This is a genomic window from Caulobacter sp. AVps18 (assembly GCF_058681425.1).
The window spans coordinates 820,449-840,137 of record NZ_CM178737.1 but is presented as its reverse complement, the minus strand read 5'-3'; the positions used below and the strand labels follow the sequence as shown (position 1 = coordinate 840,137).

At 66.8% G+C, this 19,689-nt stretch carries 27 protein-coding genes; 9 read left to right on the top strand and 18 right to left on the bottom strand.

Going from position 1 to position 19,689, the window contains the following annotated elements; all coding sequences use genetic code 11:
- Positions 1–123: 123 nt before the first annotated feature.
- The 3 genes from ACW179_RS04025 to ACW179_RS04015 form a co-directional block, all read right to left on the bottom strand.
- Positions 124–909: an SDR family oxidoreductase gene (locus ACW179_RS04025; protein ID WP_492063020.1), complete on the bottom strand. Its 786-nt coding sequence runs from the start codon at positions 907–909 to the stop codon at positions 124–126.
- A 71-nt stretch (positions 910–980) separates the two neighbouring features.
- Positions 981–1,268 (bottom strand): 4a-hydroxytetrahydrobiopterin dehydratase, encoded by a 288-nt coding sequence (locus ACW179_RS04020; protein WP_492063019.1) that lies wholly within the window; start codon positions 1,266–1,268, stop codon positions 981–983.
- A 32-nt stretch (positions 1,269–1,300) separates the two neighbouring features.
- The gene (locus ACW179_RS04015) at positions 1,301–1,942 is read right to left on the bottom strand and encodes an HAD-IA family hydrolase (RefSeq protein WP_492064249.1); all 642 of its coding nucleotides are present in this window, start codon (positions 1,940–1,942) and stop codon (positions 1,301–1,303) included.
- 141 nt (positions 1,943–2,083) lie between these two features.
- On the opposite strand from ACW179_RS04015, the gene ACW179_RS04010 reads away from it, so the two are divergent.
- Together ACW179_RS04010 and ACW179_RS04005 are read left to right on the top strand one after the other, a co-directional pair.
- A complete protein-coding gene (locus tag ACW179_RS04010) occupies positions 2,084–2,566 on the top strand; it encodes a hypothetical protein (protein ID WP_492063018.1) in 483 nt (160 codons plus the stop codon).
- Positions 2,567–2,633: 67 nt separating this feature from the next.
- Positions 2,634–2,738, top strand: coding sequence for a hypothetical protein (locus ACW179_RS04005; protein ID WP_492063017.1), 105 nt, complete (start codon positions 2,634–2,636; stop codon positions 2,736–2,738).
- A gap of 103 nt (positions 2,739–2,841) precedes the next feature.
- Here ACW179_RS04005 and mmcB read toward each other — a convergent pair whose 3' ends face one another.
- The 6 genes from mmcB to ACW179_RS03975 form a co-directional block, all read right to left on the bottom strand.
- Positions 2,842–3,294: a DNA repair putative endonuclease MmcB gene (mmcB, locus tag ACW179_RS04000; RefSeq protein ID WP_492063016.1), complete on the bottom strand. Its 453-nt coding sequence runs from the start codon at positions 3,292–3,294 to the stop codon at positions 2,842–2,844.
- A gap of 85 nt (positions 3,295–3,379) precedes the next feature.
- Positions 3,380–3,646, bottom strand: coding sequence for a Txe/YoeB family addiction module toxin (locus ACW179_RS03995; protein ID WP_492063015.1), 267 nt, complete (start codon positions 3,644–3,646; stop codon positions 3,380–3,382).
- Positions 3,643–3,897 carry a type II toxin-antitoxin system Phd/YefM family antitoxin gene (locus tag ACW179_RS03990; protein ID WP_492063014.1) on the bottom strand — a complete coding sequence of 85 codons (255 nt, stop codon included), beginning with the start codon at positions 3,895–3,897 and terminating at the stop codon, positions 3,643–3,645. The genes ACW179_RS03995 and ACW179_RS03990 overlap by 4 nt, the downstream gene beginning before the upstream one ends.
- A gap of 66 nt (positions 3,898–3,963) precedes the next feature.
- Positions 3,964–4,500: a lipocalin family protein gene (locus ACW179_RS03985; protein WP_492063013.1), complete on the bottom strand. Its 537-nt coding sequence runs from the start codon at positions 4,498–4,500 to the stop codon at positions 3,964–3,966.
- A gap of 5 nt (positions 4,501–4,505) precedes the next feature.
- Positions 4,506–5,033 (bottom strand): lipocalin family protein, encoded by a 528-nt coding sequence (locus ACW179_RS03980; protein ID WP_492063012.1) that lies wholly within the window; start codon positions 5,031–5,033, stop codon positions 4,506–4,508.
- 89 nt (positions 5,034–5,122) lie between these two features.
- Complete coding sequence (locus ACW179_RS03975) at positions 5,123–6,250, bottom strand: ferritin-like domain-containing protein (RefSeq protein WP_492063011.1); 1,128 nt, start codon at positions 6,248–6,250, stop codon at positions 5,123–5,125.
- Between the two features lie 128 nt (positions 6,251–6,378).
- Between ACW179_RS03975 and ACW179_RS03970 the strand changes: the two genes are divergently transcribed.
- A complete protein-coding gene (locus ACW179_RS03970; RefSeq protein WP_492063010.1) occupies positions 6,379–7,080 on the top strand; it encodes an NAD-dependent deacylase in 702 nt (233 codons plus the stop codon).
- Positions 7,081–7,086: 6 nt separating this feature from the next.
- Here the strand turns inward: ACW179_RS03970 and ACW179_RS03965 are convergent, their stop codons facing one another.
- Genes ACW179_RS03965 through ACW179_RS03955 form a run of 3 tightly spaced genes read right to left on the bottom strand, consistent with a single transcriptional unit; the run spans position 7,087 to position 8,968 of the window.
- Positions 7,087–7,926 (bottom strand): aldo/keto reductase, encoded by an 840-nt coding sequence (locus ACW179_RS03965; protein WP_492063009.1) that lies wholly within the window; start codon positions 7,924–7,926, stop codon positions 7,087–7,089.
- Positions 7,927–7,964: 38 nt separating this feature from the next.
- Positions 7,965–8,609, bottom strand: coding sequence for a Pr6Pr family membrane protein (locus ACW179_RS03960; protein ID WP_492063008.1), 645 nt, complete (start codon positions 8,607–8,609; stop codon positions 7,965–7,967).
- Positions 8,606–8,968: an MmcQ/YjbR family DNA-binding protein gene (locus tag ACW179_RS03955; RefSeq protein ID WP_492064248.1), complete on the bottom strand. Its 363-nt coding sequence runs from the start codon at positions 8,966–8,968 to the stop codon at positions 8,606–8,608. The genes ACW179_RS03960 and ACW179_RS03955 overlap by 4 nt, the downstream gene beginning before the upstream one ends.
- A 40-nt stretch (positions 8,969–9,008) precedes the next feature.
- Between ACW179_RS03955 and ACW179_RS03950 the strand changes: the two genes are divergently transcribed.
- A complete protein-coding gene (locus tag ACW179_RS03950; RefSeq protein ID WP_492063007.1) occupies positions 9,009–9,869 on the top strand; it encodes an SDR family oxidoreductase in 861 nt (286 codons plus the stop codon).
- Between the two features lie 155 nt (positions 9,870–10,024).
- Here the strand turns inward: ACW179_RS03950 and ACW179_RS03945 are convergent, their stop codons facing one another.
- From ACW179_RS03945 to ACW179_RS03935, 3 genes are all read right to left on the bottom strand, one after another.
- Positions 10,025–10,498: a YkgJ family cysteine cluster protein gene (locus tag ACW179_RS03945; protein ID WP_492063006.1), complete on the bottom strand. Its 474-nt coding sequence runs from the start codon at positions 10,496–10,498 to the stop codon at positions 10,025–10,027.
- Between the two features lie 204 nt (positions 10,499–10,702).
- Positions 10,703–11,047 carry a VOC family protein gene (locus tag ACW179_RS03940; protein WP_492063005.1) on the bottom strand — a complete coding sequence of 115 codons (345 nt, stop codon included), beginning with the start codon at positions 11,045–11,047 and terminating at the stop codon, positions 10,703–10,705.
- Positions 11,048–11,091: 44 nt separating this feature from the next.
- Positions 11,092–11,751, bottom strand: coding sequence for a class I SAM-dependent methyltransferase (locus tag ACW179_RS03935; protein WP_492063004.1), 660 nt, complete (start codon positions 11,749–11,751; stop codon positions 11,092–11,094).
- Between the two features lie 110 nt (positions 11,752–11,861).
- On the opposite strand from ACW179_RS03935, the gene ACW179_RS03930 reads away from it, so the two are divergent.
- Positions 11,862–12,197 (top strand): hypothetical protein, encoded by a 336-nt coding sequence (locus ACW179_RS03930; protein ID WP_492063003.1) that lies wholly within the window; start codon positions 11,862–11,864, stop codon positions 12,195–12,197.
- Positions 12,198–12,216: 19 nt separating this feature from the next.
- Here the strand turns inward: ACW179_RS03930 and ACW179_RS03925 are convergent, their stop codons facing one another.
- Positions 12,217–13,161, bottom strand: coding sequence for a fatty acid desaturase family protein (locus ACW179_RS03925; RefSeq protein ID WP_492063002.1), 945 nt, complete (start codon positions 13,159–13,161; stop codon positions 12,217–12,219).
- Positions 13,162–13,222: 61 nt separating this feature from the next.
- Positions 13,223–14,149, bottom strand: a complete 927-nt coding sequence (gene ubiA, locus ACW179_RS03920; protein WP_492063001.1) for a 4-hydroxybenzoate octaprenyltransferase — start codon at positions 14,147–14,149, stop codon at positions 13,223–13,225.
- A 265-nt stretch (positions 14,150–14,414) separates the two neighbouring features.
- Between ubiA and ACW179_RS03915 the strand changes: the two genes are divergently transcribed.
- The 4 genes from ACW179_RS03915 to ACW179_RS03900 all read left to right on the top strand — a co-directional run bounded on the left by ACW179_RS03915 (position 14,415) and on the right by ACW179_RS03900 (position 17,666).
- Positions 14,415–14,681, top strand: coding sequence for a hypothetical protein (locus tag ACW179_RS03915; protein WP_492063000.1), 267 nt, complete (start codon positions 14,415–14,417; stop codon positions 14,679–14,681).
- Positions 14,682–14,685: 4 nt separating this feature from the next.
- Positions 14,686–15,033, top strand: coding sequence for a DUF454 family protein (locus ACW179_RS03910; protein ID WP_492062999.1), 348 nt, complete (start codon positions 14,686–14,688; stop codon positions 15,031–15,033).
- Between the two features lie 129 nt (positions 15,034–15,162).
- Positions 15,163–15,702 carry a response regulator gene (locus ACW179_RS03905; protein WP_492062998.1) on the top strand — a complete coding sequence of 180 codons (540 nt, stop codon included), beginning with the start codon at positions 15,163–15,165 and terminating at the stop codon, positions 15,700–15,702.
- Between the two features lie 170 nt (positions 15,703–15,872).
- Positions 15,873–17,666, top strand: coding sequence for an ABC transporter ATP-binding protein (locus ACW179_RS03900; RefSeq protein ID WP_492062997.1), 1,794 nt, complete (start codon positions 15,873–15,875; stop codon positions 17,664–17,666).
- A 129-nt stretch (positions 17,667–17,795) separates the two neighbouring features.
- Here ACW179_RS03900 and ACW179_RS03895 read toward each other — a convergent pair whose 3' ends face one another.
- Entirely contained in the window at positions 17,796–19,499 is a 1,704-nt protein-coding gene (locus ACW179_RS03895) for a DUF4153 domain-containing protein (protein ID WP_492062996.1), read from the bottom strand.
- Positions 19,500–19,689 lie beyond the last annotated feature (190 nt).

The following is a 19,689-nucleotide window of genomic DNA, read 5'->3' as shown; positions in this document are numbered from 1 at the left end:
TAGGTGCTCCCCCTCTGGGGGAGCTGTCGCAGAGCGACTGAGGGGGCTAATGCGGCCTGGGCCGAGTTTGCCCCCTCCGGCCCGCTGGGCCACCTCCCCCAGAGGGGGAGGATCACTCAGGCATCACATCGCCGAGATGCCGCCGTCGACCTTGATCTCCGAGCCGGTCATGAACTTGCTCTCATCGCTGGCCAGGTAGAGCACGGCATTGGCGATGTCGTTGGGCTCGCCGATGCGGCCCAGGGGCACCTGCCGCGCCAGCTTGGCGTGGGCCTCTTCCTTGCCGAACCGCGCCGTGAAGCCGTCCAGGATCGGCGTGTCGATGAAGGTGGGGTGGATCGAGTTGGAGCGGATATCCAGCTTCATCTTGGCGCAGTAGAGCGCGATGTTCTTGCTGAGCAGCCAGACCGCCGCCTTGGAGGCGTTGTAGGCCGGAGAATTGCCGTTGGCGATCAGGCCGGCGATCGACGAGAGATTGATGATCGAGCCCGGCTGATGGGCCCGCATGTGGGTCAGGGCGTGCTTGGCGCCCAGGAAGACCGAGTCGACATTGACCGACATCACCTTCTTCCACAGGCCGAAATCGAGGCTCTCGATCGGGCCGTCGCCGCCGATGCCGGCATTGTTGACCAGCACCGACAGCCCACCCATGGCCTCGGTCGCCTGTTCGAGCACGGCGATCCATTCGTCTTCCTGGGTGACGTCCAGCTGGAAGGCAAAGGCCGTGCCGGCCCCGTGGGCGGCGTTGATCTCGTCGGCTACGGCTTGAGCGCCGGCCAGGTTGATGTCGGCCAGGCTGACCTTCGCGCCTTCCTTGGCCAGCATTCGCCCCGCCGCTGCGCCAAGCCCCTGGGCCCCGCCGGTGATGAAGGCCTTCTTGCCGGCGACCCGGCCCGTGTCTTGCGCCATTCGGCGTCCTCCCAAACTATTCAAACATCAGTTTGAACCGGAAGGGGGCGAGGCGGAAGGGGGAAACAGCTTCAGCTGGCGGCCGCTCCGTCCATGAACGTCGCCAGCGCCAGATCCAGCTCTGTCACGCCGTCGGCGTCGTGGGTGGTCAGCAGGACCTCGACCCGGTTGTAGACATTGAACCATTCGGGATGGTGGTCGAGCTTGTCGGCCATCAGGGCCACGCGGGTCATGAAGCCGAAGGCGGTATTGAAATCGGCGAACTTGAACGTCTTGGTGATGGCGTCCTTGTCCGGCGCGGCGCTCCAGCCCGAAAGCTGAGCAACAGCGGCGGCGGCGCCGATCCGGGGGCGTGACATGGCAAGTCCTGATGCGAAGGCGGTGGTCCCCTTCAGAACGCCAATCCGGTCGCCTTCGCAAGGTCGGCGAGCAGTTGGTCCTCGCTGGAGACCTTGATCGCGGTCATGCCCAGGGCTGCGGCGGGTTTGCAGTTGATGCCCAGGTCATCGAGATAGATGCAGTTTTCCGGGGCCACGGTCAGGGCCTCGCACATCATCAGATAGATGCGCGGATCGGGCTTGCGGACCCCTGCCTTGGAGCTTTCGAGCACCACGGCGAAGTGGCTCATGATCCTGGCCACCGCCTCGGCCTTCTCGGTGGTCGAGGCCATGCCTGCGCCATGGCCGGTGGTGACATTGTTGGTGATGCAACCGACCTTGAACCGGGCCTTGCAGGTCTCCAGCGCGGTGACCACGCGAGGACGGATGTCGCCATATAGCAGCGGCAACACGTCGGCGCCGCGTACGGCATGACCCAGGCGCGTGGCTTCCTCAAGGAACAGGGTGTCGAAGGCCGCTGCGTCGATCTCGGACCGCTCGAACCGGGCCCAGGCATTGACGTCGGGATCGGTGGAATTGACTGTGCGGATGAAGTCGGCGGGCAGGCCATGCTCGGCCTCGTAGCGGCGGAAGGCCTCGAACGGCGAGGTGGTGAACACACCGCCGAAATCCCAGATCACCGCCTCGATCGCCATGGTTGCCTCAAACATTTGTTTAACCGCACGGTAGGGCGCGCCCTCGCGCGAGGCAAGCCGGCGAAAATCGCTCGCGCGGCGGGGGAAGGGTGGAGCCAGGCGCGCCCTGCAGTGGTTTCCTGAAGGTCCAGGAGCTCTTTCATGACTGTTTCCCGTCTTGGCCTCGCCCTTCTGGCGGGTGCCTGCCTTACCGCTGCGGCCCATGCCGGTCCGATCCAGGGCGGGGTCGGCCTGCCGCTGGACCCGATGCTGCTGCCACCCAATACGGGACCGGGCGACTGCGTGGTGCGCCGCGTCACCGGCCCGGGCGGCGCCTATCGCTGGGACAGGGTTGAGTGCGACGCCGAGCGCGGCTGGGTGGCTTTCGACCAATGGGGCTATGGCCGTCCGCCCCAGGTGGTCGAACATGCAGACGCCTCCCGCTGGTCGGATCGCGAGCGATTTGCGGCGCTGCCGCACGGTTCTGTCGCAGAACCTGGCTATTCGTATCGGGACGATGATGAAGGGCCGGACGGGCGCTCAGGTTTCGACCCAGGGTATCAAGCTGAGCCGTACCGCGTGGACTACCGCAGCGCCGGTCGGGACGCTCAGGGCTATCTGGTCTGGCCGGGCAAACGACCCTGACTCCTGGCGCGGGGTTTGCGGGAGCGGGCTGTCGGCGGACCATTTCGGGACGGGGGAACCAAACACCATGCGCATGCGCGGCCAGCCATTTTTCAAGCTCTATGAACTGATCGCCATCGCGGCCTTCGTTGTGGCGGCGGTGGCTGTCAGCAGCCTGGGTCTCGTTTACTAGAGCATCGTCCGGCTTGATGTCGCAGGGCCGCCATCCCGCTCGTCGCCAGTACGGCTGAGGCCAAGGACGCCGACTGCGCCGGGCTAGTGGGCGACGCCCGCGCTCAGAGCCGCTCGGCGGGAACGCCGGCCTGACGCAGGGCCGCCAGCCGGGCAAAGGCCAGGGTCAGGGCCTTGCGGCGGGCGGGCGCCAGCGGCGCGACCGGAGCTTCGCGCACCACCGCCCCGCCAAAGCCGTCGGCGACGATCAGGCCAGGATCGTCAGGCAGGACGCCCTCGGGGAAATGGGGCGCGACCGCGAAATAGAAGGCGTCGCAAAAGGGCGCATATTCAGGCCACTTGCGGTCGATCCGGAAGTCTTCCAGCCCCGACTTGACCTCGACGATCAGGATGTCGCCCTTGGGCCCCAGCGCCATCAGGTCGGCCCGCCGGCCATTGGGCAGGGTCACTTCGGCCAGCGGCGCATAGCCCAGACTGACCAGAAACCGCGCCGCGCCGCGCGTGACCGCATCGGTGGTTTCGGGCCGCGACGGGCGAAGGTCGATCACGACATCCATGGCGCGATCTTGTTCTAGGTTTGTTCGGATTTCAAGGGGCGCTTAGAGCGGCTTTGAAAGCGGGCCGTGAAAAACCATCACGCGCCTAATAGTGGAAGCGGCACTGGGCGATTTCCAGTTGCTGGGCTTCGCCCGCCCCAGACACGCGATAGACGAGGCGGTCGGTCAGGGTGATCCGGCGCGACCAGAACCCTTTCAGATCGCCCTTCAGGGGCTCAGGCTTGCCCGTGCCCTTGAAGGGCGTGCGCAGGCATTCCTTGATCAGGGCATTGACGCGGTCGAGGGTGGTGGCGTCGCCGGCTTGCCAATGCAGATAGTCGGCCCAGGCCTGTTCCGAAAAGACCAGCCTCACGGTTCGATCAGCGCGTGTTCCTGACCATGGCCGGCGTTCAACTGGGCGATGGAGGCTTTCAGACGTTCGGCGTTGGCCGGCGACGACAGCAGGTGCAGCGTCTCTTCCATGGCGTTCCAGTCCGACAGCGAGACCATCACGACCGATTCCGCCTTCTGGCGCGTGATCACCACGGGCGTCCTGTCATCGACCACGCGGTCCATGACGTCCTTCAGATTGGCGCGGGTCTCCGAATAGCTCAGGACGTCCATGTTGGGCCTCTATATCAGCCTTTAACTTGTACCAATTCCCGTACAAGTCAATGCGGCGTTGCAGCGTTAAGGGACCGCTTGCTTGGTCGGCCGCAGCATCGTCACGTCATAGCCCAGGGCCTTGGCGCGGGCGGTGAGGGCTTCACGCTCCAGATCGCTGGGCGGCTTGCGCGACAGCAGCCACAGATACTTGCCCGAGCCCTCGCCGACGATGGCCCAGCTGTAGTCGTCGGCGTGGTCCATCACCCAGTAGTCGCCCCAGAACGGCCCGAAGAACGAGACCTTCAGCTTGGCGTTGGTGGTGGTGTCGACGACCTTTGCCTTGCCTTCGGCGGTCCTGACCGGCCCATCGACCGCGCCGTCGTGGCAGGTGTTCAGAACCCGGATCAGACCGTCTGGACGCTTTGAGTACTCGGCCGTAACGGCTTCGCAGCCCTTCTGGAATCGCATGTCGTAGCGGGCGACTTCGTACCAGCGGCCCAGATAGCGATCCAGATCGACCGACTTGGCGGGTTGGGGCGGGCTGGGATTGCCACTGGGTCCGGCGACGCAGGCGGCCAGCAGCAGGGCGGTGCCGCAAAGGGCGAGGATCGGCGTTTTCATGGGGCTCACGCGGGCTGCTGGGCGGGGTATTCAAGCTTGGCGTAGCCCAGCGCCCTGACCCGCGCCAGTGCCTGGATGCGCGCCGGCTCGGGTATCGAAGCCTCGCGCGACAGCAGCCAGACATAGTTGCCGCCGGGTGTGGCCATGATCGCCCATGACTGGTCGTCGGCGCGGTCCAGCACCCAGTATTCCTGCTTTTTCAGTCCGCCCAGAAAGCTCATCGAGAACTTGGCGTTGCGGGTCTTGGGAACGATCTTGCCGGTGGTGTTGAAGGTCTTGGCCGCGCCTGAAGCCGATCCCTTGCGGCAGACCTGCACCACCTTGAAGCCCCGGGAACCGGTGCTGGTGAACTGGGTGGTGGCGGCCTGGCAGTCGCGCTGGCCGGCATTGGGCGTGCGGGCGATCTCATACCACTTTCCCGAATAGAACTCGGCCGAGACCGCCTTGGCCGGCGGCTGGGCGGCCGCGAGGGCCGAGCCGGAGAGGGCGGCTACGGCCAGGGCGGGGGCGAGCATGAGGGCGCTGAGGCGCATCTTTGAAAAACCTTGCAGATGACCTCTTCAAACGCAAACCGCCCGCCGGTGTTCCCGGCGGGCGGTCCGTTCCAAGGCCTAACGTTCGGCTATTCGGCGGCGATGCTCACACCGCTGTAGGGCCGATCCTTGAAGTTGATGGCCTGGAGGTGGCGAATGCCCTCTTCGGCGATGTCGTCTCCGACCATCCGGTCGCCTTCGCCGCGCAGTTCTTCAATGTCGACATACATCGCATAGAAGGCCTTGGTGCGGTCGGTGATGATGCCGGCATTGAGCAGGGTCTTGACCAGCACGCGGAAGATGTTGGTCTGCTCCTTCATGGCCTCGCGACGCACGTCGTCGGTCATGATCTTCCCGTACTCCTCGACCACCTTGTCGGGATCCAGGCCAAATTCGGCATAGAGGTCCAGCTGCTGGTGCGGCGAGACCAGGTTGAACAGCAGGGTCTGGAAGCAGTGGGCCGCCCAGTCCTCGATGATCGCATGCTCTTCAGGCGTCAGCTTGGGCACCGTGCGGTCGGCCCAGATCTTGCCGAACTTGTGGTGGAAGGCCTCGTCGGTCATCACCAGCTGCAGCATCTTCTTGCCCAGCGGGTCATTGATCTTGGTGTAGAAGGTCGCGAAGGCCCCCATGGCCAGGCCTTCGACCAGCATCTGCATGCCGATGATCTTCTTGTAGACCTCGGGCGCGCCGATGATCTCGACCAGCAGGGTCTTGAGCGCCGGGCCGCACTCGACCGGCCGGCCCCAGCGGGCCTTGATGTATTTGGCGAAGGCGGTGACGTGACGGGCCTCTTCGCGGGTCTGGTTGGCGGCATATTCCTGCGCGCCCTGGTCCTTCAGCACATGGCAAAGGCTGGCCGACAGGTTCAGCGCGCCCTGCTCGCCGTGCAGGATCGACGAGAAGCTGCGCAGCACCGACTGGTTGATGAAGCGGATGCGCTGCTTGGGGTCGGACAGGTGGTTTGAGACATAGTCGGTCGACAGGGCGATCACGAGATCCTCGGGCACCAGGGCCTGGTTCTCCATGTCGAAAGGCTCGTCATAGTCGATATAGGCCTTGTCCAGCGGATCCCAGAAATGGTCGTGGGTCGCCGAGATGATCTTGTCGAAGGCTGTGGAGCGGTTGTTGTAGCGGTCCAGCTCAAGCATCGAGACGAAGTCGTCCGGAGCCACCGCGTCGTACATGGCGTCCTTGGTGATGTTCTTGTCCGTCATGGGTTTCCTCCTGTCGGCCGGGTCGGGTTCCGTCTTGCGCGGACCTCCGACAATCTGAACACTGTCAACTCAATGGCGACGATGGGTCAAATTAAAAAGTGACGCAGGCGTCAGGTTCGGGGGCGTCCATGAATATCTTCGTGCTGACCGGGGCAGGGATCTCGGCCGAGAGCGGGCTGGGCACGTTCCGCGACAAGGCCGGGCTGTGGACGCAGTACGATCTGAACGACGTGGCCACCCCGCAGGGCTATGCGCGCGACCCGGCCAAGGTGCGGGCCTTCTATTCCGCCCGGCGGGCCAATCTGGACGCGGCCCAGCCCAACGCCGCCCACCTGGCCCTGGCGCAGCTGGAGGCAGGTCTGGCGCAGCGTGGGGGCGCTCTGTTCCTGTGCACCCAGAACGTCGATGACCTGCACGAGCAGGGTGGCAGCCGGCGCGTCGTCCACATGCACGGCGAACTGGCCGTGACCCGCTGCGACGTCTGCGCGGTCACCTGGCCCGATCGCGCGACACTGTCGGCTAACAGCGCCTGCCCGGCCTGCGGCAGGATCGGGACCGCGCGGCCGCATGTGGTCTGGTTTGGCGAAGAGCCGCTGTTCCTCGACCAGATTGACGAGGCCTTGCAGGACGCCGATCTGTTTGTGGCCATCGGCACGTCCGGTTCGGTCTATCCCGCCGCCGGCTTCGTCTCCCAGGCCCGCCAGTGGGGCATCGCCACGCTGGAGATCAATCTGGAGCCGTCCGACGGTGCCCGGGCCTTCGACCAGCGCCTCTATGGCCCGGCCAGCCAAGTCGTGCCAGCCTGGGTCGATGACGTTCTGAAAGGGTAGGGCGCGTCAGTCGACGTCCCAGCTATAGGCTTCGTCCAGCCAGTTCCCCAGCCGGCCATCGGGTCGGGCCAGGGCGAAGATGGCGGCCATGTCGGCGTCGGACAGCTCGAAATCGAGAATGTCGAAGTTCTCGGCGATGCGGGCCGGGGTCTTGGTGCGCGGAATGGCGATCACGCCCTGCTGGATCAGCCAGCGCAGCGTCACCTGGCCCGGCGTCTTGCCGTGGGTTTGGCCGATGCCGATCAGCACGGGATCGTCGGCCACCTTGCCCTGGGCCAGGGGCGACCAGGCTGTGATCGAGGTTCCGGCCGCATGGGCGGCGGCGATCAGGGTCTTTTGCGACAGATAGGGGTGATACTCGACCTGATTGGTGGCGATCGGCGCCTTTGAGGCCTCCTGGGCCGCGGCCATCACCGCCGAGGGGAAGTTGGACAGGCCGATGGCCCGGGTCAGGCCGCGCTCACGGACGTCGTTCAGCGCCGCCATGGTCTGCGCCAACGGCACATCAGGCTTGGGCCAGTGCAGCAGCAGCAGGTCCACGTGATCGACGCCCAGTTTTTCCAGGCTCTTCTCGGCAGAACGTTGCAGATCGCCGTCGGCGAACTGGTCGATCCACACCTTGGTGGTCAGGAAGATGTCGTCGCGCTTGATCCCGCTGGCCGCGATGCCCGCGCCCACGTCACGCTCGTTGCGATAGATCTGGGCGGTGTCGATGTGGCGATAGCCGATCTCCAGCGCCTGCTCGACCAGGGGCTGGGCCGTCCCGTTATCCAGTTGCCAGGTGCCAAAGCCCAGGGCGGGCATCAGGACATCGCCCGAGCGGACGGCGGGAACAAGCTTGGACATGGAGGCTCCGGAAAGGACGTGGCGCTGCAGTAAACGCCTCAGGCCGATATAGGCACCGTGCGTCGGGCCGCCAGCCGGGCGCGGGCCTGGTGCAGCGCCGTAAAGGCCAGGGCCACCACCAGAAAGCCGGCCGCCATGACCAGCATGGTCACGGTGACGTCGAGATAGCCCCGCTTGGCCACGTTCAGGAACGGATAGGGGTAAAAGCCCGACAAGGCCCCATGCAGCAGGGTCCAGACGCCATAGAGGGTCGGAAGCGCCAGTGCCTTTATGGATGCGTTCCATCGAACCGGCCCCTGGCCGCCGCGCACCAGCCAGTCTGTGACGAAAAGGCTCGGGGTGATGGTGTGCAGCACGGTGTCAGACACCAGGCGCAGGCCCTTGGGGTCCCAAAGCGGAGCGAGCAGGGCGTGATAGATGCCCGCCGTCACGGCCAGATAGACGGCGATGCCGATGCGGGTCGAGGACCGCTCGGCCCAGCCGGCCAGGGCCGAGCCCGGCGCAACCAGCGGCGCGGTCAGGGCCACAGCCGCCAGCAGGTTGCTGAGAATGGTGAAGTAGCTGAAGAACACCAGCGACTTGGCCGCTGCCGTCGCCAGGGTTTCACCCTCCAGCATCAGGCCGTACTGCAACGCCGGGCCCAGGCAGGCGACGAGGGCGATCAGGATGCGCCAGGCTTTCATGGGGTCTCCGTTGCGACAGCCGGCCGGCCGTCCCAGGCCTTCAGCAGCTTTTTCGGCGCCGTCGCCCGCCAGTGGCGCTCGATCAGCCGTTCCACCGTGCCCGGATCGACCGATGACAACCGGATCAGCACATAGGGATAGTTGCGATAGTGATCGGTCAGATAGAAGGTCTGAGGCTCGGCGGCGATTAGCATCTCGCGCTCATCGAACGACACGCCGGGGCAGACCAGGGTGTCGCCGTCTTCCTTCAGCCGGGTCAGGAACTTGCCGTGAGCCTTGAGGGACGGATAGCCATAGCTGGTCCCTTCCTCGACGCCGGGCAGGCTGAGGGCGAAGGCGCGCACCGCCTCAAAGGTCATGGCCATGGGTCTTGCCTCCCGATGCGACTATAGGAACAGGATGCCGCACGACAACACCCTCAAGACGCCCGTGCTGGTTCTGGGCGCCACCAGCCTGATCGGCCGCTGGCTGATGGCGGCCCTACGCGATCAGGGTGCCGAGCCCGTGGCGGTCAGCCGGCGCCCGCCGAGCGATGAGGCCGGATGGCTGGACGCAGACCTGGCCGATCCGCATCTGGAGGCGGGCCTGCCGCCGGTGGCCACCGTGTTCTCGCTGTCGCCGATCTGGCTGCTGCCCGCCGCCCTGCCGGCCCTGAAGGCGCGGGGCCTGTCGCGGCTGGTGGCCTTTTCCTCGACCAGTCGCTTCACCAAGCAGGCGTCTGACATCCCGGCGGAACGTGCGGTGGCCGCCAGCCTGGCTGCGGCGGAGGCTGAGATCGAGGCCTTCTGCGCGCAGAACGGCGTGGTCTGGACGATCCTGAGGCCCACCCTGATCTATGACGAGGGCCATGACGGCAATGTCAGTCGGCTGGCCGGCCTGATCCGCCGATTCGGCGTCTTGCCGCTGTCGGGCAAGGGCGAGGGCCTGCGCCAGCCGGTCCATGCGCAGGACCTGGCGATCGGCGCCTTGGCGGCGGCGAGCGCGCCTGCCGCTGCCAATCGCGCCTATGACCTGGTGGGCGGCGAGACCCTGACCTATCGCGAGATGGCCCGGCGCATCTTCATCGGCCTTGGAAGGCGCCCGGTCGTGATCACCCTGCCGCCCGCGCTCTTTGCTCTGGCGCTGAAGACGGCCTCACCGTTTCTGCCCGGCGCGACAGCGGCCATGGGGTCGCGGATGGGTGTGGACCTGACCTTCGACAGCGGCGATGCGACGCGAGACTTCGGCTGGGTGCCGCGAGGGTTTCACCCGAAGTTCTGATCCTTCTCCCCCACAAAATCCTTGTCATCCCGGCCGCAGCGCAGCGGAGAGCCGGGACCCAGGGCCATTGCAGTGCGGTTGCCCCTGGGTCCCGGACAGCCTCTACGAGGCTTCCGGGATGACAATTTATGAAGGTGAGCTTTCAGCGCGGGGCTCTAGTTGACGTCGCTCAGTACCATGGCGAAGGGAACCTGCAGGCCCTCGCGCTCGACATAGCCGCTGACCACCTTGTGGTCGGGATTGAGCACGCCCAGGTCGACGTCTTCCGACGGGAACATCACCACCCGGCGGTCGCCGATGCAGATCATCAGCTCGAAACCGTCATAGGCCCGCTGCGACATGGCCTTCAGCTTGGAATAGTAGGGCTCGCGCTGCCACGAGGTCGGCTTGCCGGTGTCGACCACCACGTTCAGCCGCTTGCCGTCCTTGTCGGCATACATCAGGAACCCGGCCCGGTCTGGCCGCCAGCGGTCGTCCAGCCGCACCGAGTCCAGCCACAGGCAGGTAAAGCCCCGGCAGGCCTGGGGGCGGGCCTCGTAATTGCCGCAGCCGGCGCCCTTTTTGAAATGGCTGCACCAGACGCCGGCGGCCTTCTCCAGTTCGCCGATGTGCAGAACCTTGCAGCACATCCCGCAATCGCCGCAGCTTCGCTCGCCCATCCGTCCGACCCCGATACTCCGGGGCCGGACATTAGCGATGGCGTGTGACGGTTTTTTAGAGGCTCCCCTTTGGGGGAGCTGTCGCGGAGCGACTGAGGAGGCCAATGCTGGATAGGCCGAGCTGTCCCCCTCCGGCCCTCCGGGCCACCTCCCCTAGAGAGGGAGGATCTGAAACTACCCTTCGGTCCAGACGGCCAGTTCATTGCCGCCCGGATCCATGAAGTGGAACCGGCGGCCGCCGGGAAAGCTGAAGATCGGCGTGCTGATCACCCCGCCGGCGGCGACAACCCGGGCCTCCATGGCCTCAAGATCATGCGCGTACAGGATCACCAGCGGCTTGGGCGGCGGCGCTGTCTCCGGCGTGAAAAACCCGCCGTGCGTGCCCTGGTCCTGGAAGGCGACATAGTCCGGGCCATAGTCCGCGAAGGTCCAGCCGAAGGCCGCCTGATAGAAGGCCTTGGTCCCCGGCAGGTCGCTGGAGGGCCATTCGATATAGTCGATCTTGCCGTCTTCGCGCATGGTCGCGGCCCCTCATGTTGTTCTTCTATTGTTCTAGTTTCGGCTCAGGGCAGAGTCCAGACGCTGGTGCGCTTGACCGCGAAATCTTCCAGCTCGCGGGTGGTCTCCACCTGGTACTCGGCCAGCTTGATCAGGTCATCCTTGCGGAAATAGGTGCGGCCAGGGTCGCCGATCAGCACCGCCGCGCCGGCCACCCGGCCCTGCCGCAGCCAGGCCATCACCGCCTCGGCCATCGGCTTTTCGTAGCAGATGTCGCCGGCCAGCAGCACGTCGCAGACGGGCGGCGGGGCGTTCAGCAGGTTGGCGTCGGTAAAGTCCAGCACCACGCCATTGGCCTGCGCATTCAGCTCGACCGCCGCCTGGCAGAAGCTGTCGATGTCGTTGGCCAGCACACGCTTGGCCCCCGCCTTCATCGCGGCGATGGCGACGAGGCCCGAGCCGGTGGCGAAATCGACCACAGTCTTGCCCGCGACGATCTGGGGGTGATCTAGAATATAGCGCGCCAGGGCCTGGCCGCCGGCCCAGGCGAACGCCCAGAACGGCGGCGGCAGGCCCAGTTCCTCCAGCGCCTCTTCTGTCAGCTTCCAGATCGGCGTGATCTCGTCGGCCAGATGCAGCACCAGCTCCGGCGCATGCGGCGGCGGTTGCAGCCGGGTGTTCTCGAGAATGAAGGCGCGGCGGCCCGGCAGGGTCTGATCGATCATCTTTGCCCGGGGTTGCGCAATGGAACGTCCTTTGGTGGCTTGACCATGGCTCGCAACCCTGTAGCGAAGGTTGTCGGTCCGTTGCGGGCCGCATATATCGGGGGAATACCATGAAGTTCGACGTTCAACTCGCCGCAAAGGCGGGCCTTCTGCTGTGCGCCACCCTGGCTCTGGGCGCTTGCGCCACCAACAAGAAGGTCGCCACCACCGAACTTAACGACAGCAGCCTGACCTGCGAGCAGATCGCGACCCAGGACAAGGGCCTGAACGACATCCTGGAAAAGGCGCAACACAACAAGGGCGTCAGCGGCGCCAATGTCGCTGCGGTGCTGCTGTTCTGGCCGGCCGCTATCGGCAACTATATGGACGCCGACAAGGCCGAGGCGCTGGTCGTCAAGCGCAAGGCTGTCCTGGCTGACCTGCACAAGGCCAAGGGCTGCAAGTAATCCTGGGCGCCTCGGCGGCCTAACCCGCCGCCGAGGCCACCTTCAGCACCTCGACATAGCCTCGGGCAGTCAGCATCCTGCCCGTCAGGCCCTTCTGCGCCAGCAGCCGGTGCGCCAGAGGCAGGTTCCAGCACGGGGTGTGCATCATCATGTGATGCTCGGCATGGAAGTTGACGTAGTAGGGCGCGATCAGGGCGCGCTCCAGCCAGTTGGCCCTTGTTGTACGGGCGTGGCGGAAGGGGTCGGGTTCGTCCCTGGCCACCAGGGCATGCTCGGCGATGTTGCGCAGACGGGTGACCAGTGGAAACCAGGTCGCCATCGGCACGACCCACAGCGCCAGCCAGGCCCACCACAGGCCCGCCGCCGACAGGGCGACCAGCAGCCCGAGATTCCACAGCAGGAACGGGGCCTGGCGCACGGCCTCGGTCCCGAATACCGCGCTGGCCGGCTGGCTGCGCGAGCGCGTCTTCAGCTTGCCCAGCAGGGGCCCGAACCGCTGCTTGAAGAAGGTCTGGCCGGTCAGGTCGCGCAAGACCTTGCGCCAGAGTGAGGCCCGCGTGGTCGGAAACGGGGCCGACAGGATCAGGTCGGGATCCTCGGCCTGCTGGGCATATTTGTGATGGGTCAGGTGGTAGGGCCGGTAGCTCTTCAGCGCCGCGCCGGTCGGGGCCGCGCACAGCCATTCGCCCAGCCCGTCATTGACCTTCAGGTTGGGATGCAGGCCGCCGTGGGCCGCCTCGTGCATCAGGATCGCCAGGCCCAGCTGCCGCGCGCCGATCAGCATCACGGCGATCAGATAGGTCAGAGGGTTGGGGAAGGCGACGAACAGGGCACCGGCCAGCACGATCACGCCCCAGGCGTGGGCGACCATGGCGATGCCCCGCCAGGACGAGCGCGCCGAGATCCGCGCCCATTCCTCGGGCGTGAACAGGTCCAGTGGTTTGACACGGGCGGCGACGGCCATGGAACGATCATTTCACGGCCGTGTCAGGTTCGACAGCCTGCCGTTGCGGCAGGCTCGGTCTTCAGAACCCCGCCGGCTTCCACAGTCCTGCCACCAGGGCCAGGAACAGGACAAACCCCGCCAGGGTGTTGGACTTGAACAGCTTCAGCGCGCCGGCCGGATCGTCCAGCTTTAGGGCCGCGGCCTGGCGCGAAAGGTGGACGGCGAACAGCGCGGCCAGCGGCAGGAACAGCGCGCCCAGATTGCCCACCCAGGCGGCGATCACGGCCAGGACGAAGGCGGCGGCATAGAAGGCCGCAACGCCCAGCTGCGCCCGGTCGCCCAGCTTGCGGGCCGAGGATTTCACCCCGGCCAGGGCGTCGTCTTCCAGATCCTGCACGGCGTAGATCGTGTCATAGCCCAGGGTCCAGAAAATACCTGAGGCGTAGAGCAGGGCGGCTGACCAGGAGAGTTCGTGGGTTGCGGCGGCGTAGCCGAGGGGGACGCCCCAGTTGAAGGTCAGGCCTAGCCAGGCCTGCGGCCACCAGGTGATCCGCTTCATGAAGGGATAGGCGGCGACCAGGCCCAGGGACAGCACGCCCAGCCCGATGGCGATCCAGCCCAGACAGAGCAGGATCAGGAAGCTCACGCCGCAGCAGCCGAACACGAAGGCCCAGGCCTGCTTCACCGAGATCAGACCCGCCGGGATCGGCCGCATGGCGGTGCGGCTGACCTGGGCGTCGAAGTCGCGGTCGACGATGTCATTGAAGGCGCAACCGGCCGCCCGCATCAGGGCCGCGCCGAGGAAGAAGGCGAGCAGCAGCAGTGGATTGGGCCACTGGCCCTTTTCCGAGGCCGCCAGGGCGATGCCCTGCCAGCCCGGCAGCATCAGCAGCCAGATCCCGGCCGGACGGTCAAAGCGCCCCAGCTTCAGCCACGGGCGCAGGGCCAGCGGCGCATGGCGGTCGACCCAGTTGGTGGGGGCGGCGTCGGGCAGGATGGTGCTCATGGCCAAGGCTTAGCGCGGGTCGGGGGTCGGGGAAACCGTGTGCTCCATAGGGATCGTCTATCGCGAACACTGAAACGATCAATTGGATTAATTTCGACGCGGAACGCATGGTCCTTTCAACGACGGATCGGTTCGCTCCCGGGCCGACCGTCGCCACCGCCGCCGCCGGAGTGTCTGCGTAACTTGACAGTCCGTCGGCGCGGGGAGGGTGGAATCCGCCCAGCTTTCCGCCCTCCCCGATCCCGTCCTGCTCAGGAGTTGCCCCATGTCCGCCCCCCGGCCCGCCGATCTCGTTTCCGGGCTCTCGCGTCTGACCGGCTGGGTGCTGCTGATCCTGGGCGGAGCCTTGGGAATTGTGGCGCCGGCGCCGGTCACCACCCTTCTGTGGACCGCCGCCGGCCGCGCCTTCGTCCGGGGCGGGGATACCGGCATGGCGCTGCGCCTGACGTCGGCCACCAAGTTTGGCCCGCGCATCCGCCGCCGGCTGTCGCGCCCGGCCCCGCGCCGTCTGGGCGGGGTCTGCGAGGCCTGAGACCTTGCGACTCGCTCTCAATTTTCTCGACACACCGGGCGTCAGCGGCGATGGTCGCCCGATGAGCGTGGTCCGTCCCGAGCGTCCGTCCCGCCGCCGGCGCAGGCTGAGCCGCGCCGAGCGCTGGGCGCTGGATGGTGTGGGCGGGGCCCTGGTCGCCACCGGCGCGGTGGGGATCGTGGTGCCCGGCATGCCGACCACCGTCTTCTGGATCGGGGCGGTGGTCTGCTTCCTCAAGACCCGCCCGCTGGTCGTTCGGCCGCTCCTGCGCACGCCTATTGTAGGCCCGGCCATCAAGGGCTTCCTGCGCTGGCGGCCGTTCGGCGGCGGGCGCAGAAAGGCCGGTCGATAGGCCTCGCGGCGCGCGCCGCCTGAGGCATATAGCCGCGTGCCTAGGTTGACTATTCGTGACGGATCTTGACCTAAGGGCGAGTATGACGCGGTAGTCACTTTCCGAAGTCGTTCGGAAGGAAGGGAGTTCATGTCGCGCGACGTCGAGGGCCTGGTCCGATCGTCGCGCTTCCTCGTGGTCGACGACAACCCCGCATGGATCCGGCTGGTGCGTGAAGTTCTGTTCGCCTGGGGCGCGGTCTCGGTGTTCGGCGGTGCGTCAGTGGCCCAGGCCCAGATCCTGCTTGAGCAGAACAATGTCGACATGATCATCTCCGACCTGCTCATGCCGGACGAGGATGGTCTCGCCCTGGTCCGCTGGGTGCGCCAACACGCGTCACCGCGCCTCCAGCGCACCCCGTTCGCGATCATGACGGCCGAAACCTCGCGGGTGAACATCACGCGGGCCGCGTGCTGCGGTGCCGACATGGTGATCGAAAAGCCCATGAAACCAGCGGTTCTGTGGGCGCGGATGATCCCGCTGCTGGCCACAGCGGCGCGCTCGAACGAACCCAGGGTCCTGCCGCCCTGCCAGAAGGTGCTGAGCGCTCCATGTCCCTTGATCCCTGTCCGGAAGAAGGGAGCCGAGATCGAGGCGGAGGCGAAGGCCTTGGTCAGGGGTTTGCGCTAAAGCATCGTGCGGAAAAGTGAACGCCGGTTTTCAGCAAAAACGATGCGAAAACAAAAAAGCTAGAGCAAGGCAAGCGAGTTTGATTTCGCGCGCGTTGCTCTAGACGCGGCGCCCCGACGAGCCCGGCGTGGCTGGTCTCGGCACGCCGAACCCCCTATCTAGCCCCCATCATGAGCGACTTCATCGACGACGAGGACGAAACGGGTAGCCGCAAGCGGGTGCTGTCCAACGGCCAGGTGCTGGGCTTCATCGCACGGTTCTGGAAGCGGCGGCCGGCGCTGTTCTGGCTGGGCGTGGGTCTGACCCTGGTGGCGGTGGCCTTCGATCTGGCCCTGCCCTACGCCTCGGGACACCTGATCGACACGGTGGTGGAAAAGCCGCGCGGCGATCCGTCGGCCTGGTCGGCCCTGTGGATGTTTGTCGGCGTCTATTTCGCCTTTGCGGTGGTGCGCAACATCTCGCACCGGTTCTGGATCCCGCTGGCCGCCCGCAACATGGAGGAGATGACTAACGAGGGCTTTGCCCGCGTCCAGGCCTTCTCGTCCGACTGGCACGCCGACAGTTTCGCTGGGGCCACGGTGCGCAAGCTGACCCGGGCCATGTGGGGCTATGACAGCGTCACCGACGCGGTGACCATCTGGCTGGGGCCGGGGATCATCGTGCTGGTGGGCCTGTCGTTCATGATGCTGTTTCGCCAACCCCTGGCCGGGGTGGTCTCGCTGGTGGTGGTCGCGGCCTATCTGGGTGCCAACCTGATCGTCACCGAGCGCTATGTGCGGCCCAGCAACCTGCGCTCCAACGCGCTGGATTCGAAGATCGGCGGAGCCCTGGCCGATGCCGTGACCTCTAACCCGACCGTCAAGAGCTTCGGGGCCGAGGCCCGCGAGACGGCCCGGATCGCCGCCGTCACCGCCCAGTGGCGCGAGGCGGTGATGGTCACCTGGAACCGCTTCACCGATGTCTGGCTGGGCCAGAACCTGCTGCTGGTTCTGCTGCAGGCCGGCCTGACCGGCTCGATGGTCTGGGGCTGGAGCCAGGGCACGGCCTCGCCCGGCGACGTGGCCTTCGCCATTACCGCCTTCATGCTGATGAGCGGCTATCTGCGCAATCTGGGTGAGAACATCCGCATGTTGCAGAAGGGCCTCGACGACGCCGAGGACGTCGCCGCCTGGGAGCGCCTGCCGCCGCAGATCGCCGATGCGCCGGACGCGCCCGACTTCCGGGTCGGCCCGGGCGGCATTGCCTTCGAGGACGTGACCTTCCGCTACAAGGCCGCCGGCGCGCCGCTTTATGACGGCTTCTCCCTGACCATCGCCCCGGGCGAGCGGGTGGCCCTGGTCGGGCCGACGGGCTCGGGCAAGTCGACCTTCGTCAAGCTGATCCAGCGCCTGCACGACCTGCAGGGCGGCCGGGTCGTCATCGACGGCCAGGACGTGGCGGCGGTCACCCAGGGCTCCCTGCGCCGCGCCATCGCCGTGGTGCCGCAGGATCCTGCCCTGTTCCACCGCACGCTGACGGAGAACATCGCCTACGGCAAGCCGGACGCCACCCGTGAGGAGATCGAGGCGGCCGCCCGCAAGGCCCTCGCCCACGACTTCATCCTGCAACTGCCGCACGGCTATGACACCCTGGTCGGCGAGCGCGGCGTCAAGCTGTCGGGCGGCGAGCGCCAGCGCGTGGCCATCGCCCGCGCCTTCCTGACCGACGCGCCGATCCTGGTTCTGGACGAGGCCACCTCATCGCTGGACGTCGAGACCGAGGCCGACGTGCAACTGGCCGCCGAAGCCCTGATGGCCGGCCGCACCACCATCGTCATCGCCCACCGCCTGTCGACCGTGCGCGGCGCCGACCGCATCCTGGTCTTCCAGAAGGGCCGCGTCGTCGAGGAAGGCCGCCATGCTGAGATGAAGGCGAAGGGCGGGGTCTATGCGCGGCTCAATGCGGTGAGCGAGGGGGTGGGTTAGGCCACTGGCCCCCTACGGATCGCTGCGCGATCGTCTTCCCCCAAAGGGGGAAGATGAAGCGCGCCGACCCCATCTTCCCCCTCTGGGGGAGGAGCGCCGCAGGCGCGGAGGGGGCAAGTGCGGGCACGCCTAAAGCGCACACCCCGGCCCGGAAGGCTCTAGAACCAGGGTCCGGCCTCCCACCAGGATGTCGCGGCGCTGCACCGGTTCGGACATCCGCACAGTGCCTGCCTTCAGCGCTTCGTCGAGATTGACCTCGTTACAGTCCGTGGAGGCCTCCGCTGTCTTGCGCCAGCGGCCGTTCACGAGCCTGAACACCTCGAAACTACCGGCCCCCAGCAGCACCTCGTTGACGCCGTCGCCGTCCGTGTCGAGCATCACGGCCGAGCAGACCGAACCCGGCCGGATGCAGAATGAGCCGGAGTCAGGACCCCAGTCCTGCCTGACGAAGCTGTCGGGCAGTTTCGCGCCTGCCGGATAGACCGAGATGCCGGAGAAGTCTGACTTCCGCGGCTCGGGCGGCGTCTTGTCGGTCTGGGCCGTTGTCGCCCGCGCCCGCCTGGCGATGTCGCTAACCTTGCTGGCCTTCAGCGTTTCCAGCGCCGCCTTGCCGTAGGGCCCGCTGTCAAACCGCAGGAACTGGAAGTCAAACGCCTCGGGCTTCACCCTGCCCGTCTCCAGCCGCCGCACTTGATCCTGCACCGACAGCCGCGCCGGGTCGGCCAGGGGCGTGAACAGGGCCAGGATCAGGGCCACGCTGACGAAGGCCATGGCGACATTGGTCCGCTCCAGCCCCTTCATCCAGGCGCCGGGTCGCGCGGCGGCGACGGCATAGCCGGCGGCATGGCCCAGCGCGATGACCACGAAGGCGGCGGCAAAGACCCGCTCGGGCGTCAGGCCGTGCTGGCCGATGCGTAGGGAGAGCCCATAGGCGGCCAGCAGGCCGATCGGAACCAGCAGCAGGCCGGCGATCCGCGCGGCCCATTTCAGGATCAGGTGCGGGGCGTCCTCGCCGTCCTGATAGGCGGCATTGATCAGCACGATCAGGTGAGCGGCGGCGGTCAGCAGCAGGGCCGTGGCGGCGCGGGTCTTCCACAGGGGCTCAAGGCCGGTGAACGGCAGGCTGGCCAGGAAGCCCGCCGCGATCAGGGTCATCAGCGGCAGCAGCCAGGCCAGCAGGGTCAGGGCCACGGTCCGCACCCCGCGCACCAGGCTGGGCCGCACGTCGGTCAGCTGCACGGCGGCGGCGAACATCAGCGTGGTGGCCGGGATCGAAAAGGCCTGCTCGGCGATCAGTTTGCGAAAGGCGTCGATGCCGATCATGTCGAACAGGGCCGAGCCCAGGAACAGCAGGATCCAGAACACCCCGGTGAAGGCCGCCGACAGGGCCATCTGCACGCCGTGCATCCAGGTGGTGTCGAAATAGGCTTCATAGGGCGCGACCAGACGGCGATGCCCGGCGGCCGGCTGGACCAGGTGGTGGGCGATGAACAGGCCGCCGGCGATGGCGATGAAGACCGGCACGTCCGGCATCCGGTCGCCGTCCACCCCGTTCCAGGCCCCGTGGAACCCGAGGCCGGCCGCAAAGGCAGCCGCAACCAGGCCCCAGAGGATGAGGGCGTTGCGGCGCAGGGCTCCGGCCCCGGCCAGAAGGACGAAGGGTGCAAAGGCGGCGGTCAGGACCAGGGGCGCAAAGACCAGCGGCGCGGTGGCCGGCCAGGTCTTGGCCGTCTGGGCGTGCTGCAGCAGGTACAGGGCCAGACCCTGCAGAAGGCCCACGCCCAACCGGATGGCGGTGGTCGTCCGGGCTGATGGGTTTGCCGTCAGGTCCATGCCTCGTCCTCGCCGTTTGCGCGACAGGACCATGCCCCGCGCCCGCTGTGAAGCCGGTGGCGGTCGCTTCACCCTTCGCATCGGGCGGTCACCGGGCTTGAGCCGGCCCAGGCTTGCTTGCGGTTTGCCGTCAGGCCAGTCTCGGGCGGGACGTCCGCCAAGTCTGCCGCCAAGCCTCCCGGGAGCCTCC

Excerpts from the sequence above, each read along its gene's own strand:
- ACW179_RS03960 (WP_492063008.1), bottom strand. The coding sequence starts at position 8,609 with ATGAAAGCCTGGCGCATCCTGATCGCCCTCGTCGCCTGCCTGGGCCCG.
- ACW179_RS03900 (WP_492062997.1), top strand. The coding sequence starts at position 15,873 with ATGAGCGACTTCATCGACGACGAGGACGAAACGGGTAGCCGCAAGCGG.
- ACW179_RS03925 (WP_492063002.1), bottom strand. The coding sequence starts at position 13,161 with ATGGCCGTCGCCGCCCGTGTCAAACCACTGGACCTGTTCACGCCCGAG.
- ACW179_RS03990 (WP_492063014.1), bottom strand. The coding sequence starts at position 3,897 with ATGGACGTCCTGAGCTATTCGGAGACCCGCGCCAATCTGAAGGACGTC.
- ACW179_RS03975 (WP_492063011.1), bottom strand. The coding sequence starts at position 6,250 with ATGACGGACAAGAACATCACCAAGGACGCCATGTACGACGCGGTGGCT.
- ACW179_RS03950 (WP_492063007.1), top strand. The coding sequence starts at position 9,009 with ATGCCGCACGACAACACCCTCAAGACGCCCGTGCTGGTTCTGGGCGCC.
- ACW179_RS03930 (WP_492063003.1), top strand. The coding sequence starts at position 11,862 with ATGAAGTTCGACGTTCAACTCGCCGCAAAGGCGGGCCTTCTGCTGTGC.
- ACW179_RS04005 (WP_492063017.1), top strand. The coding sequence starts at position 2,634 with ATGCGCATGCGCGGCCAGCCATTTTTCAAGCTCTATGAACTGATCGCC.
- ACW179_RS03945 (WP_492063006.1), bottom strand. The coding sequence starts at position 10,498 with ATGTGCTGCAAGGTTCTGCACATCGGCGAACTGGAGAAGGCCGCCGGC.
- ACW179_RS03905 (WP_492062998.1), top strand. The coding sequence starts at position 15,163 with ATGTCGCGCGACGTCGAGGGCCTGGTCCGATCGTCGCGCTTCCTCGTG.
- ACW179_RS04015 (WP_492064249.1), bottom strand. The coding sequence starts at position 1,942 with ATGGCGATCGAGGCGGTGATCTGGGATTTCGGCGGTGTGTTCACCACC.
- ACW179_RS03985 (WP_492063013.1), bottom strand. The coding sequence starts at position 4,500 with ATGAAAACGCCGATCCTCGCCCTTTGCGGCACCGCCCTGCTGCTGGCC.
- ACW179_RS04010 (WP_492063018.1), top strand. The coding sequence starts at position 2,084 with ATGACTGTTTCCCGTCTTGGCCTCGCCCTTCTGGCGGGTGCCTGCCTT.
- ACW179_RS03915 (WP_492063000.1), top strand. The coding sequence starts at position 14,415 with ATGTCCGCCCCCCGGCCCGCCGATCTCGTTTCCGGGCTCTCGCGTCTG.
- ACW179_RS04020 (WP_492063019.1), bottom strand. The coding sequence starts at position 1,268 with ATGTCACGCCCCCGGATCGGCGCCGCCGCCGCTGTTGCTCAGCTTTCG.
- ACW179_RS03895 (WP_492062996.1), bottom strand. The coding sequence starts at position 19,499 with ATGGACCTGACGGCAAACCCATCAGCCCGGACGACCACCGCCATCCGG.
- ACW179_RS03935 (WP_492063004.1), bottom strand. The coding sequence starts at position 11,751 with ATGATCGATCAGACCCTGCCGGGCCGCCGCGCCTTCATTCTCGAGAAC.
- ubiA (WP_492063001.1), bottom strand. The coding sequence starts at position 14,149 with ATGAGCACCATCCTGCCCGACGCCGCCCCCACCAACTGGGTCGACCGC.
- ACW179_RS03980 (WP_492063012.1), bottom strand. The coding sequence starts at position 5,033 with ATGCGCCTCAGCGCCCTCATGCTCGCCCCCGCCCTGGCCGTAGCCGCC.
- mmcB (WP_492063016.1), bottom strand. The coding sequence starts at position 3,294 with ATGGATGTCGTGATCGACCTTCGCCCGTCGCGGCCCGAAACCACCGAT.
- ACW179_RS03965 (WP_492063009.1), bottom strand. The coding sequence starts at position 7,926 with ATGTCCAAGCTTGTTCCCGCCGTCCGCTCGGGCGATGTCCTGATGCCC.
- ACW179_RS03940 (WP_492063005.1), bottom strand. The coding sequence starts at position 11,047 with ATGCGCGAAGACGGCAAGATCGACTATATCGAATGGCCCTCCAGCGAC.
- ACW179_RS03955 (WP_492064248.1), bottom strand. The coding sequence starts at position 8,968 with ATGACCTTTGAGGCGGTGCGCGCCTTCGCCCTCAGCCTGCCCGGCGTC.
- ACW179_RS04025 (WP_492063020.1), bottom strand. The coding sequence starts at position 909 with ATGGCGCAAGACACGGGCCGGGTCGCCGGCAAGAAGGCCTTCATCACC.
- ACW179_RS03970 (WP_492063010.1), top strand. The coding sequence starts at position 6,379 with ATGAATATCTTCGTGCTGACCGGGGCAGGGATCTCGGCCGAGAGCGGG.